The sequence below is a fragment of the Chitinophaga sp. SVR4-12A genome, assembly GCF_056754765.1.
The window spans coordinates 164,751-181,904 of sequence record NZ_JBPGWP010000001.1 but is presented as its reverse complement, the minus strand read 5'-3'; the positions used below and the strand labels follow the sequence as shown (position 1 = coordinate 181,904).

13 protein-coding genes and 1 pseudogene are annotated in these 17,154 nt (G+C 49.8%); 6 read left to right on the top strand and 8 right to left on the bottom strand.

From position 1 onward, the window contains the following. Window positions 1–288: 288 nt before the first annotated feature. Both ACR9Y8_RS00745 and ACR9Y8_RS00740 read left to right on the top strand, forming a co-directional pair. Window positions 289–1,419, top strand: coding sequence for an amidohydrolase family protein (locus ACR9Y8_RS00745; protein WP_481211305.1), 1,131 nt, complete (start codon window positions 289–291; stop codon window positions 1,417–1,419). Window positions 1,420–1,500: 81 nt separating this feature from the next. Further along, window positions 1,501–2,124, top strand: a complete 624-nt coding sequence (locus ACR9Y8_RS00740; RefSeq protein WP_481211304.1) for an energy transducer TonB — start codon at window positions 1,501–1,503, stop codon at window positions 2,122–2,124. Between the two features lie 185 nt (window positions 2,125–2,309). Here the strand turns inward: ACR9Y8_RS00740 and ACR9Y8_RS00735 are convergent, their stop codons facing one another. Further along, the gene (locus ACR9Y8_RS00735) at window positions 2,310–3,683 is read right to left on the bottom strand and encodes an exonuclease domain-containing protein (protein ID WP_481211303.1); all 1,374 of its coding nucleotides are present in this window, start codon (window positions 3,681–3,683) and stop codon (window positions 2,310–2,312) included. 132 nt (window positions 3,684–3,815) lie between these two features. On the opposite strand from ACR9Y8_RS00735, the gene ACR9Y8_RS00730 reads away from it, so the two are divergent. Beyond that, window positions 3,816–4,349, top strand: coding sequence for a YceI family protein (locus ACR9Y8_RS00730; protein WP_481211302.1), 534 nt, complete (start codon window positions 3,816–3,818; stop codon window positions 4,347–4,349). 130 nt (window positions 4,350–4,479) lie between these two features. Here ACR9Y8_RS00730 and ACR9Y8_RS00725 read toward each other — a convergent pair whose 3' ends face one another. Further along, window positions 4,480–5,112 carry a DUF4142 domain-containing protein gene (locus ACR9Y8_RS00725; protein WP_481211301.1) on the bottom strand — a complete coding sequence of 211 codons (633 nt, stop codon included), beginning with the start codon at window positions 5,110–5,112 and terminating at the stop codon, window positions 4,480–4,482. Between the two features lie 115 nt (window positions 5,113–5,227). On the opposite strand from ACR9Y8_RS00725, the pseudogene ACR9Y8_RS00720 reads away from it, so the two are divergent. Together ACR9Y8_RS00720 and ACR9Y8_RS00715 are read left to right on the top strand one after the other, a co-directional pair. Then, window positions 5,228–5,812: pseudogene (locus ACR9Y8_RS00720) on the top strand (alpha/beta hydrolase); the annotation flags it as partial. Window positions 5,813–6,097: 285 nt separating this feature from the next. After that, on the top strand, window positions 6,098–6,697 hold the full coding sequence (locus tag ACR9Y8_RS00715; protein WP_481211300.1) for a hydrolase: 600 nt from the start codon (window positions 6,098–6,100) through the stop codon (window positions 6,695–6,697). Window positions 6,698–6,909: 212 nt separating this feature from the next. Here ACR9Y8_RS00715 and ACR9Y8_RS00710 read toward each other — a convergent pair whose 3' ends face one another. The 6 genes from ACR9Y8_RS00710 to ACR9Y8_RS00685 all read right to left on the bottom strand — a co-directional run bounded on the left by ACR9Y8_RS00710 (window position 6,910) and on the right by ACR9Y8_RS00685 (window position 16,373). Beyond that, window positions 6,910–7,971: a phytase gene (locus tag ACR9Y8_RS00710; protein WP_481211299.1), complete on the bottom strand. Its 1,062-nt coding sequence runs from the start codon at window positions 7,969–7,971 to the stop codon at window positions 6,910–6,912. Window positions 7,972–7,991: 20 nt separating this feature from the next. Continuing rightward, complete coding sequence (locus ACR9Y8_RS00705) at window positions 7,992–9,260, bottom strand: hypothetical protein (RefSeq protein ID WP_481211298.1); 1,269 nt, start codon at window positions 9,258–9,260, stop codon at window positions 7,992–7,994. A gap of 39 nt (window positions 9,261–9,299) precedes the next feature. Further along, a complete protein-coding gene (locus tag ACR9Y8_RS00700) occupies window positions 9,300–12,050 on the bottom strand; it encodes a TonB-dependent receptor (protein WP_481211297.1) in 2,751 nt (916 codons plus the stop codon). A 216-nt stretch (window positions 12,051–12,266) separates the two neighbouring features. Further along, on the bottom strand, window positions 12,267–13,856 hold the full coding sequence (locus tag ACR9Y8_RS00695) for a helix-turn-helix transcriptional regulator (RefSeq protein ID WP_481211296.1): 1,590 nt from the start codon (window positions 13,854–13,856) through the stop codon (window positions 12,267–12,269). A 374-nt stretch (window positions 13,857–14,230) separates the two neighbouring features. Beyond that, complete coding sequence (locus ACR9Y8_RS00690) at window positions 14,231–15,394, bottom strand: hypothetical protein (protein WP_481211295.1); 1,164 nt, start codon at window positions 15,392–15,394, stop codon at window positions 14,231–14,233. Continuing rightward, the gene (locus tag ACR9Y8_RS00685; protein ID WP_481211294.1) at window positions 15,381–16,373 is read right to left on the bottom strand and encodes a DUF2157 domain-containing protein; all 993 of its coding nucleotides are present in this window, start codon (window positions 16,371–16,373) and stop codon (window positions 15,381–15,383) included. The genes ACR9Y8_RS00690 and ACR9Y8_RS00685 overlap by 14 nt, the downstream gene beginning before the upstream one ends. Before the next feature lie 112 nt (window positions 16,374–16,485). On the opposite strand from ACR9Y8_RS00685, the gene ACR9Y8_RS00680 reads away from it, so the two are divergent. Next, window positions 16,486–17,061: an STM3941 family protein gene (locus ACR9Y8_RS00680; protein ID WP_481211293.1), complete on the top strand. Its 576-nt coding sequence runs from the start codon at window positions 16,486–16,488 to the stop codon at window positions 17,059–17,061. Window positions 17,062–17,154 lie beyond the last annotated feature (93 nt).

Below are 17,154 nucleotides of genomic sequence, written 5' to 3'. Positions count from 1 at the left end.
TCAGTAGCTGACTCATGCGAGATTCCTCGTATTATTCACTAAGGGCTGATGACTAATGACTAATACCTGAATTTGATCCGCAAAAATACTGCACGCAACTATATTATTATGGAATGGGGATTATTTTTTCACTTGAAGTAAAAAAAAATTTACGCATGATACATTACATACAAAAATATATGATTACAAACAACTTACCTCCATAAATGGTAATAATCATATTGAACAAATAAATAAAAAGTGAAAAAAAAGTATATAAATTATTCTTATTTCTTAAAAATTCGTAATTTGAGACGTGAATTTGTATTCAACCGAATGATGCGAAGGCATACATTACTGGTATGGGCGGGTATGATCGCTGCAGGCTGCGCTCAAGGACAGGCGGGCAACAACGCCCACATGGACTTCGAGAAATATGAGCCGGTTTCCACCTTAAAGGTGCCGGAGCATCCGCTGAGCAGAGCGAAATATCCATTTATCGATGTTCACAACCATCAGTGGGACATGGGCTCGCAAAACCTGTCGGCGCTGACCAAAGACATGGATGCCCTGCACATGCAGGTGATGGTGAACCTGAGCGGCGGCAATGGCAGCTCGCTGAGGAAGATGACCGATAACATCAAAGCACATGCGCCCAAGCGGTTCATCGTGTTTGCGAATATTGACTTCAACGGCATCGGAAGCAATGGCTGGACGGAAAAAGCCGTACAGCAGCTACAGCAGGATGTGAGCAACGGCGCCGGCGGATTGAAGATCTTTAAGAATCTGGGACTGAGCGTAAAAGACAATACGGGCAAAAGGGTAGCCATAGACGATCCCCGGCTGGATGCCATCTGGGAAAAGTGCGGCGAACTGAAGATACCGGTACTGATCCACGCAGCAGACCCCGCTCCTTTCTGGGACGCGATGGATGAGCACAATGAGCGCTGGCTGGAACTGGCTACACATCCGGGCAGGCAGCGTGGTGCAGACAACCCGGCGCCCTGGGAACAGATCATTGAGGAACAGCACAGGATGTTTAAAAAGCATCCGCGCACCACCTATATTAATGCACATTTTGGCTGGTACGCAAATGACCTGGCCAAATTGAGCTCGTTGATGGAGGAGATACCGAACATGTATGTAGAATTCGGGGCCGTTATAGCGGAACTCGGCAGACAACCAAAAATGGCCCGGCAATTCTTTGAAAAGTACCAGGACCGGATCCTGTTCGGGAAAGATTCATGGGTGCCCTCGGAATATGCCACGTATTTCCGGGTGCTGGAAACAGGAGACGAATATTTTCCGTACCACAAGAAGTACCACGCTTTTTGGAGGATGTATGGAATGGAGCTGCCGGACGGAATATTAAAGAAGATATATTATAAGAACGCGTTGAGGATCATACCGGGGATTGATAAAAGCGCTTTCCCGGAGTAGCAACAGAACGGTATCAGAGAGGACGCACTTTAATTGATTGGTTATGAATAACAAATCCTTTATCAATAAAACAAACGACCTATGAAGAAGCAATTTTCAGGAGCAGCCGTTTTATTTATTATGACGCTTTGCTGCTCCCTACAATTGAAGGCGTCAAATGATACCGTTTACTACAAGAACGGTGCGATCCGTTTTATTATCAACAAGGGAGAAAACGGCACCAACACGTTCCTGCAACTGAACGGTGAAGGCGGCGAAAACCTGTTGAAACCCGGACGGTGGTCTTATACCTACTTCGATTCAAGGCAGGTACAACACGGCTACACCATCCAGGACAACATCGTTGCCGACGCTTACTACATCCGTTCACGGAATGGCAAGCCTGACACTGTTTTCAGCGTAGTGACCTACACTTCTGCGCAGAGAGAGCAGCTGGCGGATGCTACCGCTTCCCTGTACGCTAACCTGAAGTATCCCTTCAAAGCGAAAGAGAACGGCATCAACGGTACCGTGTACGTATCCTTTATCGTAGACAACAAAGGCAAGATCAGCGAACTGCAGGCCCTGACCAAACTGGGTTACGGACTGGAAGAAGCCGCTCTCGAAGCAGCCTCTCAGCTGAAATTCTCCCCGGTTGAATACGATGGCCGCGTAGTAAACGTGTATTACGAATTGCCTGTAAAGTTCCTTTTACAGCAACAGTAATCAGTCAGTTACCGTTCAGCGGTTAACAAAACAAACAGGTAAGGAAGGCATTGCGGTTTTTCACTAAGTAAGGGACAATCATATTTATTATAGCGAGGCAACCTATTTGTGAAAGCGGGGCATGGAAAGAATGTAGATACGGTCAAACCGCATTGCCTTTAACCTTTTACCATTGATCAGACTTGTCAGCTATCCAAAGGCATTAAACGGGTGGTTTTACCGGCAGCATATTGCCGGAGCAGGTTTAGAATGTATTCATTTTCGGGATAAGGCGTGAGCCACTCTTTCAGTTGATGGCTGCCTGTAACGGCAATATCCCGGGGTACATATCCCATGCCGTAGAACCGCCCTTTTTCCATGAGGATACAGCTTTGCTCTTCGGCATCCCTCCCATGATCGAGGATCACAAAAGAGGGTTGTTGTTCCTGTAGCCAGGCTATCGCCTCCTGCACCCGTTGATTATACAGGTCAGGAGCTTCTTTCTTTTCGCATGCGCCATGGCAGGTATGATCCTGCAACGGGGAACATGCGCCGTTACCTCTCTGTAAAAAACACAGGCGCGGGCACAGGTCAAAGCGCCTGATCAGGTTACGTAGCAGCTGGTGCCCTTCTACCAGCAGTTTAAATACATGCACCGGCGTGGTATACTTCCTTTTCTTCTCTATTGCCAGGCGCATATACCCTTCCTGGTCTTCAAAACAATAAAAACCGTAGCTGAACTCCACATGTTTCTGCGCATAATTATATACCGGCCATAGCCGCTTGATCTCCACAGACTCCAATATATTCGCCATCAGCTCAGTGGCCGTGACCTCAAAAGAAATGCTGTAGATATTCCGCAGGAACTCCTGCCTTTTAGGCCCGGCGTTATTGCCTGTAAAATGGCTGTTCACCCGCTTACGCAGGTTGCGGGCCTTGCCTACGTACACCACTTTACCTTTCTGGTCATGGAAATAATATACGCCGGGAGAACCTGGCAGCTGGATTACCTGTTCCGGCGGCAGGTTAGGCGGCAGGAACTGTTCCTTTGAACCCACCTTCAGGGCGGTGGCGATAGCATCCCTGGTATCCCGCTGCAGCAGCAGTGCAAACAACCGTACAGTAGCGGCAGCATCACCGATGGCCCGGTGACGTTGCAACACAGGTATTTCCAGGGACCGGCAGAGGTTACCCAGGCTATAGGATGGTAGTCCGGGCACGATCTTACGCCCCAGCCTTACGGTGCACAGCTTTTTACATCTCAGCTCATATCCAAACGCCGCCAGGTGGAACTGCAGGAAAGAATAATCGAAATTGACATTATGCGCTACGAAGATCTTGTCGTGCAGCAACCTGTATATTTCGGCAGCTACTGATTCAAAACCGGGTGCTTCGGCCACCATATCGTCGGTAATGCCGGTGAGTGACTGGATATAATATGGAATAGGCCTGCGGGGGTTCACCAGTGTGTGGTACTCCTCCACTACCGATTCACCGTCATATACAAATATGGCGACTTCGGTAATGGCGTTGGCACTGGCATGCCCGCCGGTAGTTTCAATATCTACAATGGCATACATCTGGAAATGAAATTACAGATGAAATTCCAAATCCCAAATTCCAAATTCCAAAACGCGGATAGATTCGCTGAGATCGTTTGGAATCTGGGATTTGGAATTTGAATATTCGTAATTTCATCAAAAATAAAAAGTATGGCAACCAACAAATGGATTATCGACCCTGCGCACAGCACCATCGGCTTTAAGGTGAAACATCTTATGATCACCAATGTATCCGGCCACTTCAGCAAGTTTGACCTGCAGGTGGAAACCGAAGGAGAAGATTTTACCACTGCCAAAGGCGCTTTTACGGCAGATACCGCTTCCGTTTATACCGGTAATGATGAACGGGACCGTCACCTGCGCTCGCCTGATTTTTTTGATGATCACAGTTTTCCCAAGATCCAGTTCGTGCCCAGGAAATACGAGTCTGTAGATAACGACGGTTCCTACAACGTAATCGGCGATCTTACTATCCGCAACACCACTAAATCTGTGACATTCGGCGTGGAGTTCGGCGGCGTAGTAAAAGATCCCTGGGGTAATACCCGTGCAGGCTTTACCGTAAGCGGCAAGATTAATCGTAAGGAGTTCGGGCTTAACTGGAGCGCGCTCACCGAAGCAGGCGGATTAGTGGTAAGCGATGATGTGAGAGTGAGTTGTGAGATAGAGTTGGTGAAACAATAAAAGTTGACAGTTGTCAGTTGACAGTCGTCAGTCGTCAGTCGTTAGTCGTTAGTGATTAAACTGTATAACGCAGTCACTGACGACTGACAACTGACAACTAACGACTAATGACTAACGACTAATGACTAATTTACTTCCCTCGATCTTCCGGCCGGTTACTATTATTCATCTGCTTTTTCATTGTTTCCTTTATTTGCTGGGCGGAATCCAGGTGTGCCCTTAATGTGGGCAGCGTGCGGGCGGCAAAGGCCTTCAGATCAGCATCTTTCAGATTATTGGCGGCTTTCTCGAACATGTCTATGTCGTCCTTGTGATCGTCTACCATCATATCCATGTAGGCCTTATCAAAGTCAACGCCTTTCTTTTTCCTCAGATCATCTATATGCTTTCTATGGTCCTCTCCTACACTGTCGGGGAGCGTAATATTCTTGGTAGCCGCCAGGGTCTTCAGTTCATCATTGGCCTTGGAGTGATCGCGTACCATCATGCTACCGAACTCCTTTACACGGGATCCGGCTGCCAGTTGCTGCGCCGCGTCTCCCAGCTGAACTTCCATCATGCCGCCGTTAGCTGCTTTTACGGCAAAGTCTGCTGACTCTTCATCCACTGCTGCGGTGGTGTCATTAACATCCTTTGCGCTGTCTACGGCGTCATCATGTTTTGCGCCCGTGTTACCACCACAAGCCTGGAAGGTCCAGGCCAGAAGGGCTACCAGGCACAGCCTGCCTGCTGTGTTTACGAAACTTGCCATTGATAATTTCATAACCGTTGTTTGTTTGGTACTGTAATAAAGTTTACAAAGTATAACAGAACAAAAAGAGTACCGGGAGCAGAATAGACCTTTATTTGTATTTTAGGCATGGAAAAAATTCCACTTTATGAAACACCCTTTATGGTTATTTTGCATCATAATGAACCTGTCAGCATTCGCACAAGCACCCACAGCATCCTCTACCATTCATTTGTGGCCCGGCACAGTGCCGGGGGAAACGGCGCCCAAACATGCGGCAATACAAACCCCTGATACCAGCCGGGGTGTAAGCCGCCTGAGCGATGTAACGGATCCTATCCTCAGCGTATACACGCCCAAAGCAGGCGTTACTAACCTGCATACCGGTATTGTGGTATGCCCCGGGGGCGGATATAATATACTCGCCATTAACCTGGAAGGGGAAGAGGTGGCGCAATGGCTTTGCAGCCTGGGATACACGGCTTTTGTACTGCAATACCGTGTTCCTAAAAAAGAAGCGGGCGCGCTGCAGGATGTGCAAAGGGCTATCCGGCTGGTACGCCGGCAGGCAGCACAGTGGCAGCTGCGGGCAGAACGGACGGGCGTAATGGGCTTTTCTGCAGGCGGCAGCCTCAGCGCCAGGGTCAGCACCTTGTACGATCAAAACACCTATCCCCCGGTAGACGATGCCGATAAGCTGTCCTGCAAACCTGCTTTTGCCGCACTGATCTATCCCGCTTACCTGGATCAGGGCCCGAACCGCAGCCTCACACCAGAACTGAAGGTAAATGCCGAAACACCGCCCATGTTCCTGTTTGGAACAGCGGATGATCCCTATGGCAACAGCGCATTGGTAATGGCCGGCGCCTTAAGGGACGCCAAAGTGCCGGTAGAATTACATTTTTATGCCCTCGGCGGGCATGGATACGGCCTGCGGACCGGTAATGCTGCAGCGGAAGCCTGGCCCCCGCTGCTCGAAAAATGGTTGAAGCAACATTAGTATCCTAAAACATACATCATGGAAATAATACCCTTAGGAAGGACTGCATTCGGCAGTGCGGCCAATGCAGGCAATGCAATCAGCCGGGAGGAGGCGGAAGCCCTGTTACAGGAATGGGTGAAGAATGAAAAGCTGCAGCTGCACATGCGGCAGGTGGCACGGCTCATGGGCCGCTGGGCGGCTGAAAAAGAAGGGCTGAACGCCGCAGCGCAGTGGCGATGGGAACTGGCCGGATTACTGCATGATGCCGACTGGGACCTCTGGCCTGAACAGCATTGCCACAAGATCGTAAAGGAACTGGAACAACGTAATGTTTGCCCGGAAGTGATCAGGGCCATTGCCTCACACGGTCCCCGCTATTTTGGCGTGGACCCGGTGAGTAAGATGGATAAGATGCTCTATGCCTTTGACGAGCTTTCGGGGCTGATACACGCCTACTCCCTCATGCGCCCGGGCGGTTATGACGGGATGGACCTGAAAGGTGTTAAGAAAAGGCTGAAGGAAAAGTCTTTTGCCGCGAATGTATCCCGGGAAGATATCCAGGATGCCTGCCAGCGCGCAGAACTACCACAAGACGACCTGATCAACTTTATTATAGCGAACCAGCTGCAAGGTTGATACTATTTTAACAAAAAGCTTCGAAGCAACGATATTGCAAGGAGAAGCCTATGAGAAGACGGGTAAAATACTATAAAAAGTTGTCAGTGGTCAGTTGACAGTTGTCAGTGATGGAAGCTTATCTCCCGACTGACAACCACTAACCCCTGACAACTGTCAACTGACTACTGACAACTGTCAACTAACCACTAACGACTAACGACTGACGACTTTCACTTAATCTGCTCTTCCAGCTCCCGCCAGTCGTAATAATGAAAAGTGTGATCAGTGCTCATGGCAACGAACAAACCTTTCGGAAATTTAGCGCCTAAAGGGATATTGGTTACTTCGGAGCCGTCGCTATTGATAGCTGATACCGGGATCTTCTTTAGCAACGTATGCTGGTTACTTGCACCGGCATCGCCTTCGCGGCGGTATACGTTGAAAGCGTTGGCCTCCTGGTCAGATACCAGGATATACCCGGTGCTGTCGCCGGTTTTATAGATGCTGATGCCTTCGTTGTCCAGCATAAAGTCCCGCTGGCCAAAAAGCGCCAGCTGCGCATCTTCCCTTTCCGGATCTGCATAATATTTACGAACGCCTGCCTGTTCATCAGAATAATAAACAAAGCCCAGCTCATTGTCTACCGCTATACTTTCAATTTCCTTCTTACCGCTGTACTGACCGAACTTACGCACCAGCGTTGCATTTATCCCGCCTTTTCCATTATCCTGCAAACGATATTGAAAGAGATAACCATTTGCAGGGCCGGTTTTACGGCTTACAATGGCGAAGATGGCTTTGTCAGCGGGACGGGTATACAGGGCAACGCCCATGGGTAAACGTTCCTGCTCTCCTTGAAACACCGGGATGCCGCCCCCATCCAGCGGCTGCATATCCGGCAGGCGGAAAATACGCAGGCTGTTGGTTTCACGTTCAGTGGTAACGGCGATATCCTGTGCCTGGCCATTGAGCGGCAGACCATAGGCGATATCGACATTATTTGGGCGCTTTAATCCGCCTACCTTCTTTACAATCTTTCCCTGCAGGTCAAAAAGGTACAGTGCACCATCGGAATCCTTATCAGTGCCTACGATCAGGCTTTGCGCCGTATCGGCCTTGTTGATCCAGATAGCCGGGTCATCTGAATCGTACTGCACCTGCCCGGTGACCACGACGGGTTTTAATGCCCCGGGGGCTGCAGTGCCTGCGCCTGCTATTGCTATGTTATGCATCTGCTGTCCCTGGCATGCGATGAGCCAGGAACAACAGCCTGCGAGAAGAATATATTTCACTGAAGATAATTTAGGAAGCATTATTTGGTACCGTAGGCCCCTATGTAGTCAGCCGGAGCAGGCGACGTATAGGTAACACCGTTGACCACCAGGCCGGCGGAGAAGTTGCGGGTAAAAGAAGTTTTGCCTTTGCCTAAAGCCGGAGAACCGCTTTGTACATGGAAATCCCAGCCGGTGTTGAAAGTGGCGTTCGTACTGTCTGTGCTTACCGGGTAGTTCACAAACTTCGGATCATTGTCACCTGCTTTGGCGCCCCTGATATCATTTGCACCGGCAATGATCTCGTTGGTAGGCTGGAATTGGTTTACACCGGTTTGATAATAGCCGTAGTATAGTGTGTTGCCAAACTGTGAGCGGCCGTTGGCGCTGTCTTCGGGATTACCTTTATCCCTTTTGATACCATAACGGTCATTTGCGAGCAGGTTGTTATACAGGGTTACACGCACACCTTTTTCCACCCAGATAGAGCCCCCTTTGGTGGTAGGCCTTCTCCAGCCTGCGTTCACGATGGTGTTGTTATAACCCACTACGAAAGCCTGCGGCGTACGGTCGCCGGAGTTAGAGAGCTTCATACCATTGGTGTTGGGGCTGTAGATAGTATTGAATGCCACGTCTGCCACACAGCCTGATTTAATGTTCACCACATCACCATTGGCGATACCGGTAGTATAGATCGTGTTGTTAGCGATCACCAGCTGGCCGCCTTCCATGTAGAAACCATCTTCATAGAAATTATGCACGCTGCTGTTCATGATCACTACTTTACCATTTATATTGCCGTAGTATACTGCAGGCACGTGCTCTCCGGCGGTGGCTTTGTACAGGCCTGCTTTTACAGAGGCTGATTCTTCTGTGGTCACAGCGCCGCCATATTCCAACGTGGTATATACCAGCACCAGTTCAGTGCTGTTAGGACCGGCAATGATACCGCCCCACAGACCGCCAAAAAGATTCGCGGTTGTTTTCATAGCCTCAGGCACGGTGAACTTCACCGGGTTGGCCGCTGTACCCATGCTGTACAGGTTACCTTTTACGATCACTTCGGGTTTAGCGATGGTGTCAGAGAATAATACAGTTACGCCTTCTTCGATCCTGAGTGTTTTACCTTCGGGGATCTCCACGGAACCGGTAACATTGTACGTATTTCCTTTTGTCCAGGTACCTGACACCTGGCCTGAAACGGCGGTGGTATCTCCTCCCGGTGCAGGGTTGGGATTGGTATTGTCGTTTTTGCTGCAGGCAGAAAGTACTGTGGCAGCGAATACCGTACCGATAAAAAGCTTGTTCATCGTTTGTAATTTTAAAGAGTAATGCATTGTCCGATAGTTTTAAAATTTATAGCGGGCGCCTAACAGGTAGGCGCGCTGGTAGTAGTCGCGGCGTACCAATACCTTTCCACTCTGCGTCTGATCAGGTATGAAATCCGTATTGTTGCGCGGTTTACGGATGTATACCTCCATTGGCGTATTGAGCAGGTTATTGGCTTTCGCAAAGAGGGATACGCGGCCCCATGTTTTCTCCATCGAGAAATCCATTTGTACAAATCCTTTCTGCCAGAGATCATCGTCCACAAACTCAGCCACCGTATTAATACGGTTGCCGGTGTAGGTGCCCGCCAGCTGGGCATCCCAGCCATGACGGGCATTCCGGTACAACAGCGTAAGATTGGCAACATGAGCAGACTGCCCATAGAGCGGGCGCGTTTGATCCACCATGGTGATCGCATAATCACCGTTGGCATCACGGATACGTTTAGCCTTTTTCGTTGTAATGCCTGAATGGGTATAGGTATAATTGGCCTTTAGACCAAACTCTTTGATATATTTAATGAAATCCAGCTCCAGGCCGTAGTTGGTGGCATTACCAAAATTGCCGGGCATATAGTAAATATCCTGTGGACGTTTTGCATCGCGCTGCAGGGTAAATTCGATCGGGTCTTTGATATGCTTGTAAAAGACACCTGCCAGCAATTGTTCTGTAGCACGGGGGAACCATTCGTAGCGGAGGTCCACGTTATCGGCAATGGCGCGCTTCAGGTCCGGATCACCGCGCTCACGGTATTCCTCCCTTACTACGGGCGCAGGCACCAGCTCAGAGAAGCCCGGGCGGTTCAGCGAACGGAAATAGGAAGCACGAACATTGGTATTATTACCAGGCATATATTTTATGTGCAATGAAGGCAGTACATCTGTATACACCTGGTGACCGCTGGGACGGTCTTCGCCGATAGGCACTTTCATCTCGTAACCCTGGTCGGTGTTCTCTACCCTGGCGCCACCGGTCAGTTCCAGGCGGGGCGCCATAGCTTTGAATTGCAGGTAACCGGCGCCTGTTTTTTCCGAAGCTGTATAATTAAGCGCAGAACCTACACTGCCACGGGGATTCTGCACGGTCCACCCGATCTCCGTATAGTCGTCGAAATCAACGCCATATTCCCCACGCAAATTGGCAGGCGCAAACTGGTAGCTGTTAAAGAAATTGGTACGTTGCTTATCGCGGTACAGTCCGCCCAGTTTCCACTCAACCGGAATACCAGCCAGGGGCTGATCCAGGATAAGGTGCAGGTATCCTGCCAGGTCGCGGTCTGTGTTATATTCCCAGCTGCGGGTAGCATTGCCTACCGTGGTACGCCGTTGTACAAAGTGATCCTGCACGCCATTCAGCGGGATGGTTGTGTTATCCGGCTGCCGGTTGCTCGCTGTTGAATATACGGCAGACCATTGCAGCAGCAGCTTGTTCAGCAGGCGATGATCGCCCTGCAGCGTACTGTTATAGATCTGCTGACGCGTGATGCGGGCACGGGTGCTGTAACCGAGTGTAGCGTTGCCATTTTCAGGATCGTAACCGCCGATGGTCAGCTGTGTGCTTACGGCGTCGCGCAGCTGTGCATTTGCGAGGTGTATGAAAGCGTTGTACCATTGCAGGCGGTTAGCGCTGTTCAGCTGATAGTCCACTTTACCATGCAGGCCATAACGGATCTGCTCTTCTGAATACTTTCTTTTGCTCATGCTGGTGACAGTGACCCCGCTAAAAGTGTCTACCTTCTCCGTATCAAAGAACAGGCTGTTGCTGCCGCGGAAAGTCTGCTGCAGGCTGCCTGCGAGCACCACGCCCAGTTTATGATGCAGATAGCTGTTGCCCAGTGAAAAACCGCCTACCACGTTGGGAATGGGCCGGCGTAATTTATAATCTGATGTAGCGGTATTAAAGTCTGCTGCGGAAGCGTTGTAAGTATTGCCATGCAGCTCATAAGGCGATTGAGTGGCTACGGCGCTTTTGTTGAAGCTCATGAAATCACGATCCATGAACAGTTCATTGTAACCGGCGGCCAGGTTGGCGCTGAGTGAAAGATGATCCGGCGCATCTTTCATCACCATGTTCACGGCGCCGCCCACAGCGTCTCCTTCCATAGAGGGGGTCAGCGCTTTATACACTTCCAGGCGGTCCAGCAGTTCTGAAGGGAAAATGTCCAGCGGCACGTAGCGGTATTTATCATCCGGGCTGGGAATCTTTACGCCGTTCACCAGCGTATAGTTATAACGTTTATCCATACCGCGGAGGATAGCGTACTGGCCGTCTCCATTGCTGTTACGTTCTACTGAAACGCCAGACACGCGCTGGATCACGTTGGCAACGGTAAGATCCGGAGAAAGCTGGATGGCTTGTCCGGATACCACGTTCATTACCTGGCTGGCATTACGCTCCATGAGGCGGGCCGTCCCCTCTCCTGCTTTATTGGTATGTCCGGCTATTACTACTTCGCGTAGCGTACGTTTATTTGTTGCCTCGAGGGCGATATCAATCGTCAAAGGTGTATGGTCATCCACCGTGATCTCTTTTATAACGGTGGCATAGCCGGCATAACTGATGCTCAGGCGGTAGGTACCTGCGGGAACGTCCTTTATAACAAAGGAACCATCCAAACCGGTAATATCGTGCAGGTCCTGACCCAGCAGCACTACCGTGGCGCCGATCACCGGCTCCTTCCCGGATTGGTCTGTTACCCGGCCTTTAATGGTACTTGCCAGTACCGGGAGCGAGCATATTAAACACAAAAGGACGATCGATATTTTCCGCATAGTGGTGAGATACTTTTTTTGACGGGGCAAAGGTGCAAAGGCATTGATGTCCCGGCAAGCTTTAGGGGGTAACAAAAAGGCAACAGCGTTACAAAGGGCGTATACAAGGAGGCAACAACGTGAACAAAACACTTATAAAACACTGAATTTCAATAACAAGTTCCGTAACAAAAAGTCCATTAAGGAATTGTTACCGTAACATTACGCGAACGTTAACTACAAGGATTGGATGAAAGCGGTAAGGCTTTCTCCCTGTTCCATATTCAGCTTTTTACGGAGGCGGTAGCGCATTACACGTAGGCTGTCCTGCGAAACGCTGAGCAAAGTAGCAATATCGTTAGAGGGCAGATTCATTTTCAGGAGGGCTACCAGGCGGAGGTCATTCGGCGTGAGCGTATCGGAATATTTTGCCAGGTTATTAAAGAAGGCCTGGTGCACCTGCTCAAACATGGCGCGGAATTCTTCCCAATACTGATCGTGGTTAAAACTGTGATTGATCTGCGCCTGTAATTGTTTTAACTGCTTTTTCTGATCGCGGCGGTCATCTTTCAGGATCTCTTCCAGGCGGTTACGCAATTCTTCCAGCAGCTGGTTCTTTTGAATAATATGCAGGGTGTGGGTGGTGAGCTCCATCTTACGGTTTTCGAGCTCGGCCTCCATCCTTTCCTTCTGTGTTTCATAGACATGGCGATCCTGCTGCGCCAGCATCCGGGTGTTCCTGATCCTGAGGCGCTGGCGGCTGATGATCAGGGTGCCCAGCACAATCAGCAGGGCGATGACGATGATAGTCGCTACCGTGATGATGCCGGTCATTTTCCGCGCGTTGGTAAGGCGTTCTATTTCGTGGTTCTTCTTTTCTATATCGTACATGGTTTGCAGCAGGGCCACCTGTTTGCTGCTTTCCCGGGAATAGATGCCTAAGAGGTGCTGCCGGCTGACTTCCAGGTAATAATAGGCACTGTCATTGTTGCGCAGCAGGTTGTAGATCTTGGCCATGTCTTTATAGGCGCTGCTGAGCTGGTACTGCTCATTATGCTGCAGGGCCAGTGCCAGGGCCTGGCGGGTTTGCTGCAGGGCTTCACGGTAATGGCCGGTTTTGCGGAGCACGTCTCCCAGGTTGTTCAATACTTCTATGCGGGAGATGTTGTCGGCGGTTTGTTCATCCAGCTGCAAGGCCTGGCGGAAGTAATAAGCGGCGGAGTCGTAACGGGCCAGGTCTTCATAAATGCTGCCCATATTTTCATAGATCTTGGCCATGCCTTGTTTATTATCAATCTGTGCGTATTGCGCCAGCGCCTGGCGCTGGAAATAGAACGCGCTGTCGTATTGCTGCATCTTTTCACAGATGTGGCCGATCTTACCGTAGGTAATGGCCATGCCCGCCTGGTCTTTCAATTCGCTGTAAATAGAGAGGGCTTCCTGGTATTGGCGGCGGGCGAGGTCGCGCTGGCGGTTATAATAATACAGTATGCCCATGTCGTTCAGGTTGTTGGCAAGGAGCTCTTTTCTTTCGCTGCTGCGGAATATTTCGTTGGCCTGGAGGTGGAAGTCGAGCGATTGCGGGTAGTGGCCGAGGTGGTAGCATACGCGGCCCATTTGCTGCAGGGTGAGGGCGGCGGCGATGGGGTCTTTCTTCTCAATAGCTTTGTTGTAAGCATCTTTGAGTTTTATAAATGCAGTATCGGGGGAGACCTGGAAATCGTTGGATTGTTCAAATTCGCGGAGTTTTAGCGGGAGTTCCTGCTGGGCGAAAGCAGGCAGCGGGAGCATGAGGATAATTAGTAGTAATAAGCGCGTGGTGTTCATAATGAGTGCAAAGGAATGGGTTTAATGTTATCTTATTGTTACGTGGTGGGTTGGCGTAGATTGGTTGTTTTTGCTTTTTGTTTTTAGCAGGATTTCAAAGCGCGCGGCAACTGGCTGGTAGAATAAGGATCGGCCGTTTGGGGGCCATGGAGGGATCAGGGAGGCGGTGGCGCGGTAACGAGCCGATCGCGCCAGTCAAGGCCCGTTTGAAACCTGCTAAAAACGGTGAGAGCAGGACGGATATTAAGGGGCTGTACTGACTAATATAGATCGGGTGGCGGACCTTGGTTCAAACGGCAGGAACTAATAACTATCGGCTAACGACTAATGACTGCAACTGCTAACTGCCAGCTGCTAATTGCCAACGGCTAACTTTACCATCCCCCATCGGCTCCGCCGCCGCCACCGGTGCCGCCGCCGAATTTGAAGTCGGAGCTGCGGGGTGTTTGCGGAGTGGCAAAGGTTTCGGTGATGATGAGGGATTCAGCCTGGAGGCGTTCAAAGAGCTGCGCGCGGTTGACGGGGTGATAGGTAAAGCCATACTTAGGAGTATGGAGAAAGCGGATCAGCGCGTAGGCAAGGGCGATGAGCAAGAGACCGGAGAGCGTCATGGCAGCTTCGATGGATAGGACGCTGTAGTAATAACGGATGGTGTAAATAGAGGCGGCGCTGAGCACAACGCCGATCCGGAGCAGCAGCAGGTGTTTCTTGCGGATGCCCAGGAGTATGTAGATGATGGGAATGAGCATGGTGGTAGTCCAGAAGAGCCAGCCGGCGGGAATGGATTGGCCCGGACGCAGGTGCAGGTCAAACATTTCGTTGGAGACTTCACGGACTATGAAATAGTTACCGGCAAGGTAGAGGGTAATGAGGGAGCTGATTTGGGCGGTGGTGAAACAGTTGGCATAGTGACGCCATTTTTCCATGTTGGACCAGCGCCGTGCCAGTTGGTAGATGAGCAGGGAGGCGATCATGATGACGAAGGGAGCGGTGGCGCGCGCCGTGCTGCCGGTTTCCAGGTATAAGTAAAACAGTGTGCCGAGCAGGGCGAGGATAGCGCAGACAGACATGATCATGTCGGCGAAGCGAAGAGTGGCATAGGCGGCGAGCAGGAAGACCATCGCACAACGCAGCCAGTAGGGCATGTCGAAATCAATATTAAAGCCGGACAACAGCAGGATGACGCTCATCCACAGCAAACCATCGTCTACACCGGACCTGTAATGGTGCTTTTCCCGGATAAATAATTCCAGCGCACCGTATGCGGCTAAGCCCAAAAAAAAGATGAGGATGCGCCAGGCATCTTTCATTGATGACAAAAAAAGGAAGTAACACAAGACCACCGAGAACAGTACGATCATGGTAGTGAGCAGGAACAAGCCTATGCGGATAAAGGGATTGGGCGTGTAAAAACCGGAAGGATAAGCAGCATCAATGTGCGCTTTTTCTGCTGCGGAAATGCATGCTTCCCTGTAAGCGTTTTCAGCTTCTTCTTGTACAGCTGCGTTATCCAGCCATTCCCTGTTATATGCGATCATGTGTTTTAAACTTTTTGTTGTGGTGGATCAGAAAACGGATCATGCCAATGGCGGAGCCAATATAGAACAGCAAAGTCATGTAAAGCGGTATCAGATCGGAGGGTGTGAATGCCAGGTATAAGAGCCTGGTTGCTACATAAACGATACCGATATAAGTATAAATGGTAAGGATCAACAGGAAATAAAAGGACCGTTCAAAAATAGAGCGCCGGTAAAAATACCCTGCAACGCCCAACAGCAGCAGGAACCACAAGAGATACCCATCTTCGAAATGGAACATAGCGGCGAGCGTGGCAATGAACAGTATGTGAGCGCCGAAATTAACGTAGGTAAACCTGAAATGCTGTTTTATGTTCTTCCACCGGCTGATCTCTCCAGCAGCAACCAGGAAAGCGCCTAAAAAAAGAGCTGTATAGATAATGGTGCCGCTGTTGAAATCATTTTGTTTTAAGATCTGCGTAGGTGTAACAACGATGCCCATCCAGGCGGCCAGGTTGGTGATGGCGAGGCTTAATACACCGAGATGATCAAAGTAGTAGGCGCAGAAAAAGAGTACGACCATGGGCACGAAGGTGGCCAGTTTAAGATGATCGCCGAAGATGGCATACTGGTATTGGATATAAGCGATGAAGCTAACGAAGGTGAGACAGGCCAGCAGCAGCAGGTAGTCAAAAAATGCGTCGGGTGATGCTACCTGATTGAAAGAAAAAGGCGCTTTCTTCCTGTAACAGTAGTAGAAACATCCGCCGCTGAGGACCGCCATGAATGCCAGAACGGACTGATGACCAATGGTGTCGATATTTTTGTAGATCAGGATGCCAAGGCCGCCGCTGAGCATCAATACTCCCAGGTACAGTAATGCTTTCAACTCCCAATGCACGGAAAAATGCCGGTTCTGCTCCACTGCTTTTACTTTTTCAAAAGCGCTGCCGGAGATCAGGCCTTCCTCGTATAATTTCCTGAATATGTGCAGGTTCATGGTATAGCCGGGGTTTAATACCCTGCAATATTAGTAATATGTAAAATAAGGAGCTAAAATAATTTGCATAGGAAAAGACGTTCGCGTATTTTAGTGTGCATAAACCTATCCTATGAGCCCTGTGAATAATGCCGGTACCGGTTGTATAGCTATTGCTTTCAGCAAGAAAAAACTTTCCAAACTCCTTACTATTTCCGCTGTATTTGCAGTATTGGGATGCTGGATGTTGCTCACGCCCACCAGGGAAGGAACGGGATTGCTCAACCATCCCATCATCAAGAACGGATCTGCTTTGGGCGCCGTGCTGCTGGGATTGCTGGGAATGGCCATCTCACTGAAGAAATTACTGCAAAACCAACCTGCTGTTATGATAGATGATAACGGCATCACCGATCACTCCAGTCCGGTAGCGGTGGGATATATTCCCTGGAGCGATGTTCAGCTGATCACCACCACAACAGTTGTAAATCACAAACTGATCCTGCTGATCGTCAGGAACGCGGAAGCATACATTCTGCAACAGAAAAATATTATAGCGAAGAAAGGAATGCGAATGAACTTTAAGAATTACGGATCACCTATCTGTATCAGCACCAGCGGATTACAATGTACTACCGGAGAGCTGGAGCAGATGATCGAAGGAAAACTGTCTGCCTATAAAATGCAGGGCACGGTGTACCCGATTTGATACGAATGGGTGATTTGCATCGTATCTACTTTATCTATTTTTGAAAAGCCTTTGAAAAGCCCTCATGTGTAACTATCCTATGTCAACTCCTGT

Excerpts from the sequence above, each read along its gene's own strand:
- ACR9Y8_RS00705 (WP_481211298.1), bottom strand. The coding sequence starts at position 9,260 with ATGAACAAGCTTTTTATCGGTACGGTATTCGCTGCCACAGTACTTTCT.
- ACR9Y8_RS00740 (WP_481211304.1), top strand. The coding sequence starts at position 1,501 with ATGAAGAAGCAATTTTCAGGAGCAGCCGTTTTATTTATTATGACGCTT.
- ACR9Y8_RS00680 (WP_481211293.1), top strand. The coding sequence starts at position 16,486 with ATGAGCCCTGTGAATAATGCCGGTACCGGTTGTATAGCTATTGCTTTC.
- ACR9Y8_RS00690 (WP_481211295.1), bottom strand. The coding sequence starts at position 15,394 with ATGATCGCATATAACAGGGAATGGCTGGATAACGCAGCTGTACAAGAA.
- ACR9Y8_RS00715 (WP_481211300.1), top strand. The coding sequence starts at position 6,098 with ATGGAAATAATACCCTTAGGAAGGACTGCATTCGGCAGTGCGGCCAAT.
- ACR9Y8_RS00700 (WP_481211297.1), bottom strand. The coding sequence starts at position 12,050 with ATGCGGAAAATATCGATCGTCCTTTTGTGTTTAATATGCTCGCTCCCG.
- ACR9Y8_RS00735 (WP_481211303.1), bottom strand. The coding sequence starts at position 3,683 with ATGTATGCCATTGTAGATATTGAAACTACCGGCGGGCATGCCAGTGCC.
- ACR9Y8_RS00730 (WP_481211302.1), top strand. The coding sequence starts at position 3,816 with ATGGCAACCAACAAATGGATTATCGACCCTGCGCACAGCACCATCGGC.
- ACR9Y8_RS00685 (WP_481211294.1), bottom strand. The coding sequence starts at position 16,373 with ATGAACCTGCACATATTCAGGAAATTATACGAGGAAGGCCTGATCTCC.
- ACR9Y8_RS00695 (WP_481211296.1), bottom strand. The coding sequence starts at position 13,856 with ATGAACACCACGCGCTTATTACTACTAATTATCCTCATGCTCCCGCTG.
- ACR9Y8_RS00725 (WP_481211301.1), bottom strand. The coding sequence starts at position 5,112 with ATGAAATTATCAATGGCAAGTTTCGTAAACACAGCAGGCAGGCTGTGC.